The 13,269-nt window shown below is 58.5% G+C and carries 13 protein-coding genes, 3 pseudogenes and 1 riboswitch; of the genes and pseudogenes, 11 read left to right on the top strand and 5 right to left on the bottom strand.

What is annotated here, in order from left to right; all coding sequences use genetic code 11:
• Positions 1-109 precede the first annotated feature (109 nt).
• Positions 110-637 carry a hypothetical protein gene (locus PQR02_RS37910; protein ID WP_408242965.1) on the bottom strand — a complete coding sequence of 176 codons (528 nt, stop codon included), beginning with the start codon at positions 635-637 and terminating at the stop codon, positions 110-112.
• Between the two features lie 966 nt (positions 638-1,603).
• On the opposite strand from PQR02_RS37910, the gene PQR02_RS37915 reads away from it, so the two are divergent.
• Positions 1,604-1,720 (top strand): hypothetical protein, encoded by a 117-nt coding sequence (locus tag PQR02_RS37915; RefSeq protein WP_408242977.1) that lies wholly within the window; start codon positions 1,604-1,606, stop codon positions 1,718-1,720.
• 20 nt (positions 1,721-1,740) lie between these two features.
• On the opposite strand, the pseudogene PQR02_RS37920 reads toward PQR02_RS37915, so the two are convergent.
• Positions 1,741-2,226 (bottom strand): annotated as a pseudogene (locus PQR02_RS37920) (DUF3331 domain-containing protein); the annotation flags it as partial.
• A 676-nt stretch (positions 2,227-2,902) separates the two neighbouring features.
• Here PQR02_RS37920 and PQR02_RS37925 point away from each other — a divergent pair.
• Positions 2,903-3,597 (top strand): annotated as a pseudogene (locus PQR02_RS37925) (chromate transporter); the annotation flags it as partial.
• A gap of 1,515 nt (positions 3,598-5,112) precedes the next feature.
• On the opposite strand, the gene merR reads toward PQR02_RS37925, so the two are convergent.
• Positions 5,113-5,529 (bottom strand): mercury resistance transcriptional regulator MerR, encoded by a 417-nt coding sequence (gene merR, locus PQR02_RS37935; RefSeq protein WP_408242966.1) that lies wholly within the window; start codon positions 5,527-5,529, stop codon positions 5,113-5,115.
• A gap of 67 nt (positions 5,530-5,596) precedes the next feature.
• Between merR and PQR02_RS37940 the strand changes: the two genes are divergently transcribed.
• From PQR02_RS37940 to PQR02_RS37950, 3 genes are read left to right on the top strand one after another with little or no spacing between them, the layout of a single operon-like run.
• Positions 5,597-5,947: a mercuric transporter MerT family protein gene (locus PQR02_RS37940; protein ID WP_408242967.1), complete on the top strand. Its 351-nt coding sequence runs from the start codon at positions 5,597-5,599 to the stop codon at positions 5,945-5,947.
• Between the two features lie 9 nt (positions 5,948-5,956).
• Positions 5,957-6,244 carry a mercury resistance system periplasmic binding protein MerP gene (merP, locus tag PQR02_RS37945; protein ID WP_408242968.1) on the top strand — a complete coding sequence of 96 codons (288 nt, stop codon included), beginning with the start codon at positions 5,957-5,959 and terminating at the stop codon, positions 6,242-6,244.
• Positions 6,244-6,456, top strand: a complete 213-nt coding sequence (locus tag PQR02_RS37950) for a GDCCVxC domain-containing (seleno)protein (RefSeq protein WP_408242969.1) — start codon at positions 6,244-6,246, stop codon at positions 6,454-6,456. The genes merP and PQR02_RS37950 overlap by 1 nt, the downstream gene beginning before the upstream one ends.
• Positions 6,457-6,507: 51 nt before the next feature.
• Here PQR02_RS37950 and PQR02_RS37955 read toward each other — a convergent pair whose 3' ends face one another.
• The gene (locus PQR02_RS37955) at positions 6,508-7,122 is read right to left on the bottom strand and encodes a class I SAM-dependent methyltransferase (RefSeq protein WP_408242970.1); all 615 of its coding nucleotides are present in this window, start codon (positions 7,120-7,122) and stop codon (positions 6,508-6,510) included.
• A gap of 101 nt (positions 7,123-7,223) precedes the next feature.
• Complete coding sequence (locus tag PQR02_RS37960; protein ID WP_408242971.1) at positions 7,224-8,285, bottom strand: DMT family transporter; 1,062 nt, start codon at positions 8,283-8,285, stop codon at positions 7,224-7,226.
• Positions 8,286-8,434: 149 nt separating this feature from the next.
• Between PQR02_RS37960 and PQR02_RS37965 the strand changes: the two genes are divergently transcribed.
• The 6 genes and pseudogenes from PQR02_RS37965 to PQR02_RS37990 all read left to right on the top strand — a co-directional run bounded on the left by PQR02_RS37965 (position 8,435) and on the right by PQR02_RS37990 (position 13,005).
• A complete protein-coding gene (locus PQR02_RS37965) occupies positions 8,435-8,710 on the top strand; it encodes a metal/formaldehyde-sensitive transcriptional repressor (RefSeq protein ID WP_408242972.1) in 276 nt (91 codons plus the stop codon).
• 8 nt (positions 8,711-8,718) lie between these two features.
• Positions 8,719-10,002, top strand: coding sequence for a CDF family Co(II)/Ni(II) efflux transporter DmeF (dmeF, locus tag PQR02_RS37970; RefSeq protein WP_408242973.1), 1,284 nt, complete (start codon positions 8,719-8,721; stop codon positions 10,000-10,002).
• 3 nt (positions 10,003-10,005) lie between these two features.
• Positions 10,006-10,224, top strand: coding sequence for a DUF1289 domain-containing protein (locus tag PQR02_RS37975; protein ID WP_408242974.1), 219 nt, complete (start codon positions 10,006-10,008; stop codon positions 10,222-10,224).
• A gap of 70 nt (positions 10,225-10,294) precedes the next feature.
• A riboswitch (yybP-ykoY riboswitch) is annotated at positions 10,295-10,482 on the top strand.
• Between the two features lie 8 nt (positions 10,483-10,490).
• Positions 10,491-11,082: pseudogene (locus tag PQR02_RS37980) on the top strand (TMEM165/GDT1 family protein).
• Between the two features lie 178 nt (positions 11,083-11,260).
• Positions 11,261-12,466, top strand: coding sequence for an MFS transporter (locus PQR02_RS37985; RefSeq protein WP_408242975.1), 1,206 nt, complete (start codon positions 11,261-11,263; stop codon positions 12,464-12,466).
• Positions 12,467-12,726: 260 nt separating this feature from the next.
• Positions 12,727-13,005, top strand: a complete 279-nt coding sequence (locus PQR02_RS37990; RefSeq protein WP_408242976.1) for a hypothetical protein — start codon at positions 12,727-12,729, stop codon at positions 13,003-13,005.
• Positions 13,006-13,269: the final 264 nt, after the last annotated feature.

The raw sequence follows: 13,269 nt of genomic DNA on the forward strand, positions 1-13,269 counted from the left end.
AATCACTGCAATGCGAATACATTTTAACGTATGACCGATTTCGCATCGGCGAACCGCTATGTAGCGTGCGCGACGGCAAGCAGCCTTGCAATGGGCCTGCATCCCATCGTCAAAACATTTTTCCGCAGCTAATGCCTAACGCTGACTGACTCGATTTCTTCATTGCATCGACCGTGCAGCTCACAAACAACGCGAGAGCCGGCCCCATGTTCGCGAGGGACACCGAGGCGGTCTCCACTGTTGCTTCAGTCATGAAAGGCGGTTTGCGCGCGCTGTCATAGCGCGCGTACGCATCGTACATCGCGGTTATTTGTTCCACTGCGAGCAGTGCGAAGGTCGCGCTTTTCGCCCGATGAGCCTCCAGGCTTTCTCCTGGCGGCACCACGTCAATCGCTTTCAGCGACTGCACAAGGGACTTGAGTGAGGTATGCAACTGCCACGCGCTGAAAGCTGGCCGTGAAGCGAGTAACGAAAAGCGACTGGGATTCGGAGACAGTCTAAATGCGGAATTCTCTGCAGCCAGATAGACGTCTTCTGCGGCAGAAACGGGCTCGATATGGGCGTCGATGAATTCTGCTGTATTGATGCTCTGTGGGACCGCATCGCGCCGGAACGCAGCACACGTCTTTTCGTCCATGGCGCCAAAGTCGTATGTCGCCGCTGTTGCAGGCGTCGCACCGACACTACGGGCAGACAGAAGTACCAACAGGGCTGCGGCCGCCGCAAGTCGTCGCATGTCGCTCATCATCGCTCGCAGTAAAATTCAATCGCGCGCTTCGAAGCGCGGTTGGTACGCTGGACTACCCAAGCCGGTCTCGATGCGGTGATGCTTTTAGCCAAATGTTTGTCGGCAGCTTCCTGCTGTCCTGGTCGCACCACGTGTCGCCATCCTCGCTCAGGCGGCAAGCGGCAGTCACCCGTCAGTCGCCATGGCGTCGCGACGATGGTGCGCCATACATGGGCAGTGGAACACCAAGGTAGACGCTACCGCTGGCGTGCGCCGAAACCCTAGCAGAAGAGGGAGTGACTGCCACCAGAAGCAATGAGATTGAGCGTTTCATGATTTACTTCCTGCTCACTTCGCCAGTTCGATGCAGCGAGATTCGGTGCATCGAGACAGACTGGGACCAGAAGCATATGCGCGTGAGCGACGGTCGTGTGAAACTGGATGTGCTCTTCTGTAACCGGTGGTAACGCACATGTTGCGACGTGCCACGCAATGTTCAGTTATGGCATTGACCGCCTCGAAGATAAGACGCGGTCAGCGGGATGCTCTCAGTTGCCTCGAATGTCGCCAAAGGAACGGCGCCGATTGCCGCAGCCAGCATCTGGAGCTTCACGGATTGCTATGTGGCTGTCGATTGGACGGTGTTTCTCGTCTCGTTGCTGTCGGCAATTGCCTTCTTTGTGGCTGTTCGGGTTAGCCGTCACGCGGCAACTAGAGCCGCCTGACGTCGCTTCCAAAATCATTAAGGACAACACCGACTGTGAAGATACGTGCCGCCCGAAGTGATGACCCTGACGCCACCAAAGCATTGCGAAGAAGCCCTTCACGCACGTCGGCGTGGCCGAAGTGCATCTGTGGCAGACACATATCGGCTCGGTGACGCTCGACCCGACATACGGCTTCTACCTCTTCAACTACACGCCGGAGTTCGCCGGTAGCGACATTGAGCCGTCGCCGTTGCAGATGCCGCTGTCGGGAAATGAAGCGCTTTGAAACCTGCGCTCCACTTCGCCTGCGAGGATGACGCTCTCCGCGTTCGCGGGGCGCCGCTCGCGGAGACTCTTTGGATGGAATACTGCATCGCCCCTCTTAACTGAGAGCCCGGTCAGTGCGCACGCGGTATCTCGTCGCGCGAGCATACGGGTCCACGTCTGGTCGCCATACCGGCCGCCGGTTGGGTCCTGCCATGCGACGATAATCATCCTGTCGTTCATGACCTCGATGATTTGGACTGTTGGCGCGGACCGGTCTTCCTGGTCGTCCGCGCGCGGGTTGGCCTCGGCCCAATCGCGTTCGAGCATGGCAGCACTGTCAACAACAGTATGCCCGTAGAGCTTTGCCAACCAGCAATGCAGTTCAAAAACTTCTGTCATGGCGCACCTCCGAATGACCGACTTCAAGTCACTTTGTGCCCGGCTATCCGGGCGAACGTGAAAACACCCTGTCCGAAGGTTCAGGTTTTGGGCGCCACCTATAAGCGTGTGTTCGATATCGCCCATCAGTCATGCGCCGCCTTGTTTCTTGGCAGCGTCGATATACATCAGTGCCACGTGCGCCTGCTGGATGTCCGCAATTTCGTCGGGCAGAGACGACCCAACTCCCCGGCAACAAGCGGCTGTCGAACCCGCAGTCGTAGATTGCTATCACGGGCCATGACCTCGCCGAGCGTCCAGACCCGCGTAGCATTGAAGAAACATGGCTTGGGTCACGCGCCCATGCGCAGCGCTACCAACGGTAAGCGCACGCAGTAGCGGTGACATCGCCGGAGGGGTGTGTTTCCGGGGCCGCGATTTACCAGGCATGATGATGCTCACCTCCTTCCGTAGCTCCCGGTCTCGCCGCCGAAGCCTTTCCTGTCCGGAAAAAACGCCGCCGATGCGCTTGCGACTGAACAGGCGCGTCGGGAGCAATCGTGTAGCCAAGACTGAGACACGCTCAGAACCTAGTATTTGCGGCACTGCTAGTTCGCACCGGGACGCCAGTCCGCAAGACTATGTGTCTATCCTGGCCTTTCAAGCTGGACCCCGCGCTGACACGCTCGTTACAGTTTCGTCATCTGCGCCTGATTGCGAATCTGTATATCCACGGTCACTCTGTCGATGCGACGCGCGACCAACTTTGAGGAGAACCCCATCAGGCCGAAGGCACGATAAGGCGTCTTAAGCCAGAGGACGACACGCGCTCTTCACATGGAAGCGATTCGCCACCGTGCTTACCGTCTTCCTGCTCATCTGGCTCGCTGCTATCGGGACACTTACGCTGAGGTTCGGCTGGACCGGCACGCTTACGCAAATGGCCTGGTTCTTCACGAAAGCTGCCCTGCTAACCTTCGGGGGCGCCTATGCGGTGTTGCCCTATGTCTACCAGGGTGCCGTCGATAACTACCACTGGTTGACCGGACTGCAGATGATAGATGGCCTGGCGCTCGGAGAGACGACGCCTGGACCGCTCATCATGGTGGTTTCCTTCGTCGGGTTCGTTGGCGGCTGGACCAGGGCCGTGTTCGGACCGGATGCAATATTAGCCTCTGCTGTCGCCGCATCCATCGTCGTGACATTCTTTACGTTCCTGCCGTCTTTCCTGTTCATTCTGCTCGGCGGTCCTTTCATTGAAACGACCCACGGTAATCTCAAATTTACTGCGCCGTTGACAGCCATCACTTCCGCCGTGGTCGGTGTCATCGTGAACCTCGCCGTATTTTTCGCGCTTCACTGTTGTGGCCACATGGCATGCAAGGCGGATTCGAATGGCCCTCGCTGCTGATAGGTGTGGCTGCCGGTATCGCACTGTTCCGGTTCAAGGTCGGCGTAATACCGATGGTGCTGACATGCGGTTTAATCGGACTCGCACTGAGACTGTTTGCTTTTTGAGGGACCTTTCACCAGCACCAGTCGCCGATGCTGCTCACGCTGCCGCACGTCGATAGAAGACCAGATAGCCTTTTACTGTTTTCCGCGCGTCAATGCATAGCCCGCTGCGGTCACTGGCCATTGCACAGACTGCTTGAAGTGATGGTTTGGGGCGGCCGCTGCTCGCGCACGCGGAAAGACGTGGCGCGCGTGGCCGCAACCACAAGGTACGCGAACGGAAGGTTCTCACCGCTGCGATTGCAGCCAGCGGAGCCTTTTGCTTTGCCATCAAATTGTTACGCTGCATGCCAGCAAGTTATCCACAGCGTTGCCAACAAAAATTGGGGATAACTTGGATGGTGCGCGGAAGGAGTCGAATGCAACCCACACCACCGGTGTCGTGGACGTCCGCGCAACCATTGCTCCTCGCGGTGCGCCCGGTTAAGTGTGCCGTTGATGACCTTCTTGTAATTTCACGTTCATCCGTACGCCATGCAAACCTCTCTATATTTTGCTGTGCCCGCTGTTTCGGCGAACACAGTTAAGGCGAAAGGAATGAAGTGGCCACATGGTGGCGTGCCGTCCTTAGGCTTGGTATTGAGCGCGAGAAAATCGAAGATTCAACTCGAAGCAAGCATTATTTCGATGGTAACGGCTATCGCAACCACTTTCGTTACTCCCCGCTCCCGCTACATGTCTTACCCTCAGCGTCATTCGGGAGAAAATCGTGCGTAAGTTAATTGCGTTGCTCGGTGTGGCAGCGAGCCTGGGTGGGTGCGTCGTCGCACCCAGGATATGGAAACGCTCAGCCATACGAGTCGGTCTACGGCTATCCCTCGTACGGGCCGGAATTCGGGAGCTGCAGTTTTTGGAGCGACTGCGGTGGCTGGGGCGGCTATCACTGGCACGGCGACCGTTGGCACGGCGGACATGAAGTTGGACACGAGGGCGGACATGGACATGGAGGCGGGCATGGAGGTGGAGGTGGGCATGGCGGCGGCCACTGACACGTTTTCGTCGTCGGACTCTATACGGTCGCTCCCATTTTTCTTTGAATCTATTCAAAGGGATTAAGGGGCGCGGGTCACCGGCCTTTCATCGGCTGCTTTTCAGGATGTCTTATACCTGTCGTCACTGTCTGACTCAGGTTTACATCACGGCGATGAATATAAATACTCGTTTTCTCGTTGCGCTTCTCGCTTTGGGCACCGCTACGGTGCCCGTGTTCGCCGAAAACGACTGCGGTCAAGCATCTTCCAATCGGGTCGTCACCTGGTCTGGCGTGGATGCGGAAACCAGCAGTTGAACAGCGGTGCACCGACATACTTCGCTCCCCACGCGGCCATTCACGGAAAAACCCGAGAACAGGTGTATCAAGAACTGCTTCAGGCAGAACGGCAGGGCCTGGCTCCGTCGTGCCGTTACGACTATCCGCCAGGCGCGACGACCCTCGAGCGCTATCGCGAGCGATACGCCGCTGCGCACAGCGGGTCCGTCACGACGAACAAACTAAATGGACCAATACGGCAGATTGCATCAATTGTCGTGAGTGCGTTCGCCGCCGTCCATGAGTGCGTCGATGAGCGGGCACGAAACCTTGCCTTTCGACGTCGAGCAGCGTTGTACCAGCTTCGCCAATGCGGCTTCCAGCATAGATAAATCCTGTATGCGCTGGCGTACGTCGGCAAGCTTATGTTCGGCGATTGCGCGCGCAGAATTGCACGTCTGACCGTCGTGCAGGGATAACAGCGCCTCTACTTCATCCAGCGAAAATCCAAGCGATTGGGACCGCTTGATGAAACATAATCTCATCAGCACGGCCGTCGGATATCGCCGAATGCCACCTGCGGGACGGGGTGGTGTCGGCAGTAACCCTCGACGATGGTAATACCTCACTGTTTCCACATTAACCTCTGCCGCTTCAGCCAACTGTCCGATGGTCATCTCTTGCATGGCGCGCTTGACTCCGTACTTGGGTACGCACCTAGACTAAGCTCAAACAGTCCTCAAAGGAAGTGTCATGCGACCTCGCTGGTCAACTACCGGCCCCGTGCTTGCAGGAGCCGCTGCCGCGCTCGGGGCATCGGCTTGCTGTGCGGGGCCCTTGCTCCTCGTTGTGCTGGGACTGGGCGGCGCCTGGGGCTCACACCTGACCGCGCTGCGGCCGTTTCAACCCCTATTTGTCGCCATATCCATCGCCTTTTTCGCGGTCGCTTTCCGCAGGCTCCACGCCAGGTCCGAAAAATGTACGGTGGGCGAAGCCTGCGCGGCGCCTTCGGCGCGCCATCGTCAGCGCTTCATTTTCTGGGTCGTGATGCCGGCCGCGCTCGCCCTGATGTCGTTCCCCCTCTATGCGCCGCTCTTCTATTGAGTACCTGCCATGAAGAAACTGATTGCTGTGTTCGTCGCGATGGCGCTGACCGCGTCCACGGCGCTGGCCGAGGGACTTCGCATGGTTACCCTTGACGTCACAAACATGGATTGCGCTGTGTGTCCGATTACGGTTCGCAAGGCACTTGAGAAAGTGCCCGGCGTGACCTCGGCCAAGGTCAACTTCGCAAGCAAGCGCGCGCAGGTGGTATTTGACCCGAAGAAGGCTTCGGTCGACGCGTTGACGAACGCCACAGCCGATGCTGGCTATCCGTCTCACGTAAAGCAGGTGCCGTGATGGCTGCAGTCGTGCTGGATTCGAGCATCAGGTGTCCGGCGTGCGGGCACAGGAAAGAAGAGACGATGCCCACCGACGCCTGTGTGTGGTTTTTCGAATGCGAGCATTGCAAGACTGTGCTCAGACCGAAAGCCGGTGACTGCTGCGTGTACTGCTCGTACGGCACCAACAGGTGCCCGCCGATGCAGCAGCCAGGTTCCTGCTGCGCCTGACCAGGCTCACGCATAGGCCGCGCGCGATGCCGAGTCGGGGCAACCCGACGGTCACAGTTTCCGGAAACAGCAGTAAAGAAACTGCTGGCTGGAGCCAGCCGGCGTGTGGTGGTCCTCGAGTGTGCTTGTGACCAATTCGAAACCTGGACCAAACTCGTCGGAGAGCAGCTGAACGTCGTATCGCCTGACATCCAGCCCGCTGCACCTGTTTGGTCCCAGTGGTCCGAATGTGGCAATTACAACGCGGCCACCCGGCTTGAGTGCTCTCGTCAGCATGCGGGTGTAAGCGTCTCGTTGAGATTGCTCCGTCAGGAAGTGGAAGACGGCGCGGTCATGCCACACGTCGTATCGGTGCTCAGGCAGGTCGACCACCATAATATCGGATTCGACCCACGTTACCTGCTCGGCGATAGAGCCCAAACGCTGTTTCGCCGTACCGAGAGCGACGGCGGACATATCGAGCACGGTCAGGTTTCGATATCCACGCTGAAGTAAATCATCGACCAGCGTCGATTCTCCTCCACCCACATCAATAATGGCTGCGTTCCGGTCCGGCGCGTTTTCATCAATCAGCCTCAGGGAAGTGTCGAGGTGTGAACGATACCAACTGACTGCGTCCGCCGCCTTGTTGCGATACACGCCTTCCCAATGCTCTTTGCCGTCCATTTTTGCGTCCGCGGTTCCGTACTGTATGCAGTTTCATGATAGAGCAAGTTTTGATGCCCGGCACGAACGTGCGAGCTAGACAGAGTATCGTCGTTCGACCGTCAGTGCGTGTGCCGGTGATGGATGTCAGGGAAGTGCGCGTGGGTGTGGCTAATGGGCACGTGCTGATGTGGATGCGTGTGCGGCTCCTCGCTGTCCCACGCAAAGTCGTGTACGTGCTGATGATGGTCGTCGTGCCGGTGCGAATGGTTATGGTCGAGAACCTCGTGGGTATGCGGGTGTTCATGCCTCTCACGGATATGCAGCCAGATTCCAAGAGCCATAAGTGCAGCCGCCACCCAGAATAGCGGCGAAGGCATCTCAGGCCAGAGAATGAGCGATAGCGCCACTCCAAATATCGGTGCGACCGAGAAATAGGCGCCGGTTCGGGCTGTGCCGAGATTACGTAACGCGACGACGAACAGGACCAGGCTCACGCCATAGCCGGCGAAGCCGGTCAGCATGGCGGCCGCCATCCTGCCAACGCCAGGTAAGTGCGCACCCGTAAAAAGCGCGATGCCAAGATTGACGGAACCCGCAACCAGTCCCTTCAGGCACGCGATAACCATCGCGTCGTTGGTTGAAACCCTGCGCGTCAGGTTGTTGTCGACCGCCCAGCAAACGCAAGCTGCGATGACCAGTAGCGCACCTGCCGACACGCCAGCGGCGCCGGGTCGCCAGGACAGCGCCACGCCACCCGCCACGATGGCGACCATCCCGAGAAATATCTGCAGGTCGACGTTTTCGCGAAATACCACCCAGGCAATGACCGCGGTGAAAACGCCCTCGAGGTTCAGCAGCAAGGAACTGGTTGCGGCAGGTGTCGTGTTAAGGCCGAACATCAGCAGCGCAGGTCCGGCGACGCCGCCTGCTGCAATTGCGCCAAGAAGCCAGGGAACCTCAGCGAGCTGAATCTGGCTTTCGTTTTCTCGTTCGCCGGCCGTGCGGCGCAGTCGCTGGAAGAGAATTCCGATGGCAAGACCGACGCCGCTACCGAGATAAAACAGACCCGCGACCATGAACGGCGAGAGAGAACCGAGCAAGGTCTTGGCGAGGGGCGTCGTTGCGCCGAATAGCGCGGCGGCGAGAAGTGCGGTGAAAGCGGCGTTGTGGCGTGCGTGCATGGATTGACGGGCTACGAACAATAACCAGATTCAGGAAGTATCCTGGGGTATCCGCGAACGAGGGAGCTTTGCGTGAACGAGAAATACCCCTATCCCCTATGGTAGACTTCTAGCAATTATATACCCCTTGGGGGTATCGGGAGAGCGCGATGGGTCACACGATTCAGGAAAAACAGAAGCTTCTCAACAGGGTTCGCCGTATCAAGGGGCAGGTTGAGGCCATTGAGCGGGCGCTCGAGGAAGAGCACGGCTGCTCAGACGTCCTGCAACGAATCACCAGTTGTCGAGGGGCGATGAACGGTCTGCTCGCCGTCGTGCTGGAGGACCACATCAGGAATCATCTTGTCGATGTGGAGAGCGGCGAGGAACCCGGTGACAGCGCGACCGAACAGCTCATCGAAGTTGTTCACAGCTATTTCAAGTAGAGTCAAAAATGAGTGAGTTCAAAGACGCCGCATTCGGCGCAGGACATGACCACATCTTTCTGGGTGCCGGTCATGAAAAAAACGAACGCAAGACGTGGGCTGTGATTGCGCTGTGCAGCGCGATGATGCTGATTGAAATCGTTGGCGGCAGTATGTTCGGCTCGCTTGCGCTTATCGCCGATGGCCTGCATATGTCGACGCATGCCGGCGCGATGCTGATTGCGGCGCTTGCCTACACCTATGCGCGCAAGCACGCCACCGACTCCCGCTTCGTGTTCGGTACTGGCAAACTTGGCGACCTCGCAGGGTTCACGAGTGCCGTCGTGCTCGCGATGATTGCCGTGCTGATTGGCTACGAGGCGGTGTCACGTTTTCTGTCGCCGGTACCCATTCACTTCGGCCAAGCGATTCCTATCGCGGTGGTCGGCCTGCTGGTTAACCTGGCAAGCGTTTGGCTGCTGAGCGGCGGCGACCACGGCCATAGCCATGGTCATAGCCACGGACACGGTCATGGTCATGGTCATGACGACCATGCTCATGAAGACGAGGTGCAGAAGATTTTCGCGCCGTCCGGTGTGTTTGCCGTTTCCATCTTCGAAGATGACGTGCCGCCCGTTTTCCGGATTACACCGGCGACAGAGGGTTCGCGACTGGACGCCGCGACGGTGTCCGTTAGGACGGTACGACCGGACGGGACGCAGCAGGTATTCGCGCTGGCGGACCGTGGAGGCTATCTGGAATCGAAGGAAGACATTCCTGAGCCGCACGCTTTCAAGGCCATCGTGCGGATGCCGGACGGCGAGCATGAAGTCGAATTCGAAGAACATGAGCATCACGAGGACGCGCATGATGCAGCGACCCGCGACCACAATATCCGGTCTGCCTACATCCATGTGATGGCCGATGCGGCTGTCTCCGTGCTGGCTATCATCGGTCTCTTGCTGGCACGCGCATTTGGCTGGCTCTGGATGGACCCACTCGCGGGTGTCATCGGCGCGCTGGTGATTGCAAACTGGTCGTACGGCTTGATGCGGGACACCGGTGCAATCCTGCTCGACATGAATCCCGACCGGCGCATGGCAGAAAACGTCCGCCATGCTATCGAGGACCGTGGCGACAAGGTCGTCGACCTGCACGTATGGCGGGTGGGTCCGGGTCACATGAGCGCCGTGGTATCGGTGGCAACAGGTGAACCGCAGCGAGACTCGCGCTTCTATCACGCGGTGCTCGAACGCTTCAAGGGGCTGTCGCATGTCACCGTGGAAGTGCAACCTTCACACGCGGCGGCCTGACCCATGGCAGTCAAGTCGCCGTGCATCGATGTGTGTGCCTTCGATGGCAAGACCAAATTGTGTGTCGGGTGTTTTCGTACTCTCGATGAGATTCGAGGGTGGAAGAAGATGACCGACCACCGGCGCCATCAGGTGATTAACGACCGGGCGCGGCGACAGACCAAGCTGCAGCGCGATTCTCCAGTGTTATCGTCCGAACAACCCCGAACGCAGGACACCTGAATCGAATGGGGACGCCGCCGCCGCTTCATTCTGAGGACTTGTTTCTGTAACACCCAGCGCGATAGACGCGCACCCGCTCATTGGGGAGTAGCCGCCTCGAACGAAATGTTCGATGGCGCACGTCAACATACTTGGCGAGTCGAAAGACCCGCTATGGCGTGCGCAGCTAGATGCCTGGCAAGACCGATGACTCGCATTCCGACCTGACCGGGTCGCCGGAGTGCGCGTCATCGCGTTCTTACAGCGCGGCCCGGTTATAACAACCCATGCAATCCTTCCTTGTTTCAACCAGTGTGGTCGGCGTCGCCGAAATCGGCGACAAAACCCCAACTTCTATCCTTGGTGCTGGCTGCGCGGTACCGCAAGCCCATTCCCATCATCCTTGGTGTGCTCGTCGCGACGCTCATCAACCATGCCGCGTCCGGTGCGCTTGGGGCCTGGCTTGCGAGTGTTTTAAGCCCAGGCATCCTGAACTGGGCGGTCGTCGCGTCATTCGCGGTGATGGCTGTGTGGATTCTCATTCCGGACAAGCTGGACGACGCCGACGCGGTATTGACGAAAAACTCGATGGGTGTGTTCGGTACAACCGCGCTCACGTTCTTTCTCGCTGAGATGGGTGACAAGACTCAAATCGTCACCATCGCATTGGCCGCGCGCTTTCACGAGTTCTTCGGCGTAGTCGCGGGAACAACTTTGGGCATGATGCTGGCGAACGTACCAGTCATATACCTCGGACATAAGTTTGCTGACCGACTGCCGACGAAAGCCATTCATATTCTTGCCGCTATCATCTTTGTTGTGCTCGGCGGCCTTGCTTTGAGAACGGCACTGTGTCCGGCAGAGCATCCGATGTTTTAACGGAAGCGTAAAGAACATTTCCGATAAAACGTGAGCATGCATGCCAATCGCGCTGCAATACCGGGTTGCTGCCATCACAGATTGTTGGGCATCGCGGCCAACAGCGTGGATTGCCTCATCGCGCAGGCCGACGGCGCGCCCAGGCCATCTATATTGTGTTTTAGAAACAGGGTTCTTGATGCAGACCGAACAGCGAGTCAATATTCTTCGGCAAATTCCGCGTAGCGTCTGGGTGCTGGGCTGCGTCAGCCTGTTCATGGATGTCTCATCCGAAATCATCCATAGCCTGCTGCCCATGTTCCTCATGGCGAGTCTCGGCGCCAGTGCGACGACGATTGGTCTCATTGAGGGCATCGCCGAGGCGACAGCGCCCATCATCAAGGTGTTCTCCGGAACCCTCAGCGATTATCTCGGCAACCGGAAATGGCTCGCAGTTGCTGGGTATGGGCTGGGTGCGCTAAGCAAACCGCTTTTCGCTGTGGCGCCGACTATCGGAATCGTAGTCACTGCACGCATCATGGACCGGGTCGGCAAAGGCATCCGGGGCGCGCCGCGCGATGCGCTCGTAGCTGATGTCACGCCGCCCCATCTGCGAGGCGCAGCATTCGGGCTCCGTCAATCTCTGGATACCGTCGGCGCGTTCCTTGGGCCACTACTGGCTGTAGTCATCATGTTGGTGTGGGCAGACAACTTCCGGCTCGCGTTCTGGCTCGCCGTCATTCCCGGCTTGCTCGCCGTCGCCCTGCTGACATTTGGCATCGAGGAGCCCGCGCAGGAGCCGGGCGCAAAACGGGTCAATCCGATTCGCTGGGACAGCATCAGGCAGCTTGACACGCGCTATTGGTGGGTGGTCATCGTAGGCGGGGTTTTCGCCCTCGCCCGGTTCAGTGAAGCATTCCTCGTGTTGCGCGCCATGAGAAGTGGCGTGCCGATTGCGCTGGTGCCCCTCGTGATGGTCGCGATGAACGTCGTGTATGCGCTGTCGGCCTATCCGTTCGGGAAACTTGCCGACACGATGAGCCAGACGAAGTTGCTGGTCGCGGGCCTCGCTATATTGATTGCGTCGGATGTAGTGCTCGCGCATGGCACGCACTGGAGCGTTGTGCTTGTGGGTGTGGCGCTGTGGGGCCTGCACATGGGGATGACACAAGGGTTGCTCGCCACAATGGTCGCTCACACCGCGCCGGCACAACTGCGCGGTACCGCGTTCGGCTTCTTCAATCTGCTCAGTGGCGTCGTCACGCTTGTGTCGAGCGCTATTGCAGGTGTTCTGTGGGACCGTCTGGGTGCGGCCGCCACCTTCTATGCGGGTGTCTGCTTCTGCCTCATAACTGTTGCGCTGCTTTTGTTCGGTCGGACGCAGGATACTACTGCGGGTCGCTGAGCCAGGGCGCTTGCAGAGAAGGCAGAAGCTCTATTTCCGCCTTGCCAGACGTATGGCAAACAGCAATGAGGAGTGTCTGCAACGGCTGTCACGACATGTTGATGCACCTGCGGGCCGTAGTCGTAGTCAATACCTGCCACAGCAGTCGCGGACGCGGTATGGAATGTTCTGAGAGCATTACCGCCCGTAACTCTTTGATACACATGGCGGAGGGGCCAAAGGCTACCCTCACAACCTTACAACCCGCTTCCTCACCCGCCATGAAACTGTCCCGCCTATTGCTGGCAAGCGCCTTGCTCTCGGTCCCGCTCGCAGTGGTGTCCCTTGGCGCCCGCGCTGACTCCTGGAAAAAACATGGTGGCGATTACAAAGAGGAATATTGGGACGGCGGCTGTAAGGTCGAACGCAAATGGAAGGGAAAGGGCGAATACAAAGAGAAGAGCAAGTGCAAAGGTGGGTACGTTACGCAGCCTCCCGCCGTGATTTATCAACCTGTTCCCGCCGTCGTAATCAGCCCTCGGGTAGTCATTGGCCAGTAAATGGTGCGCTGTTAGCCGCTGCTGTCGGCAAGCAGCGAGACGTCACGACGTTCGTTGATCCCGGTGTCGCGATGAGCTGACCACCTTGACGACGACGGGTCCGAAGCCATGTCTGTGAGCTGCATACGAATGACTGTCGCAACCGCACCAGAAGCTGTGACTGCTGAAGCAACCGCGTAAGCCAGGACACAGAGCTCGCTTTTCGTTGCGTCGGGACCCGCGATTGATGGGGTCTACCGCGAACGGGCCCGCAGCGCGTCCAGA

It is taken from the genome of Paraburkholderia sediminicola (assembly GCF_046026895.1).
Taxonomy (GTDB): Bacteria; Pseudomonadota; Gammaproteobacteria; order Burkholderiales; family Burkholderiaceae; genus Paraburkholderia; species Paraburkholderia sediminicola_C.

Excerpts from the sequence above, each read along its gene's own strand:
- PQR02_RS37990 (WP_408242976.1), top strand. The coding sequence starts at position 12,727 with ATGAAACTGTCCCGCCTATTGCTGGCAAGCGCCTTGCTCTCGGTCCCG.
- PQR02_RS37975 (WP_408242974.1), top strand. The coding sequence starts at position 10,006 with ATGGCAGTCAAGTCGCCGTGCATCGATGTGTGTGCCTTCGATGGCAAG.
- PQR02_RS37955 (WP_408242970.1), bottom strand. The coding sequence starts at position 7,122 with ATGGACGGCAAAGAGCATTGGGAAGGCGTGTATCGCAACAAGGCGGCG.
- PQR02_RS37960 (WP_408242971.1), bottom strand. The coding sequence starts at position 8,285 with ATGCACGCACGCCACAACGCCGCTTTCACCGCACTTCTCGCCGCCGCG.
- PQR02_RS37965 (WP_408242972.1), top strand. The coding sequence starts at position 8,435 with ATGGGTCACACGATTCAGGAAAAACAGAAGCTTCTCAACAGGGTTCGC.
- PQR02_RS37910 (WP_408242965.1), bottom strand. The coding sequence starts at position 637 with ATGGACGAAAAGACGTGTGCTGCGTTCCGGCGCGATGCGGTCCCACAG.
- PQR02_RS37985 (WP_408242975.1), top strand. The coding sequence starts at position 11,261 with ATGCAGACCGAACAGCGAGTCAATATTCTTCGGCAAATTCCGCGTAGC.
- PQR02_RS37950 (WP_408242969.1), top strand. The coding sequence starts at position 6,244 with ATGGCTGCAGTCGTGCTGGATTCGAGCATCAGGTGTCCGGCGTGCGGG.
- merR (WP_408242966.1), bottom strand. The coding sequence starts at position 5,529 with ATGCAAGAGATGACCATCGGACAGTTGGCTGAAGCGGCAGAGGTTAAT.
- PQR02_RS37940 (WP_408242967.1), top strand. The coding sequence starts at position 5,597 with ATGCGACCTCGCTGGTCAACTACCGGCCCCGTGCTTGCAGGAGCCGCT.
- merP (WP_408242968.1), top strand. The coding sequence starts at position 5,957 with ATGAAGAAACTGATTGCTGTGTTCGTCGCGATGGCGCTGACCGCGTCC.
- dmeF (WP_408242973.1), top strand. The coding sequence starts at position 8,719 with ATGAGTGAGTTCAAAGACGCCGCATTCGGCGCAGGACATGACCACATC.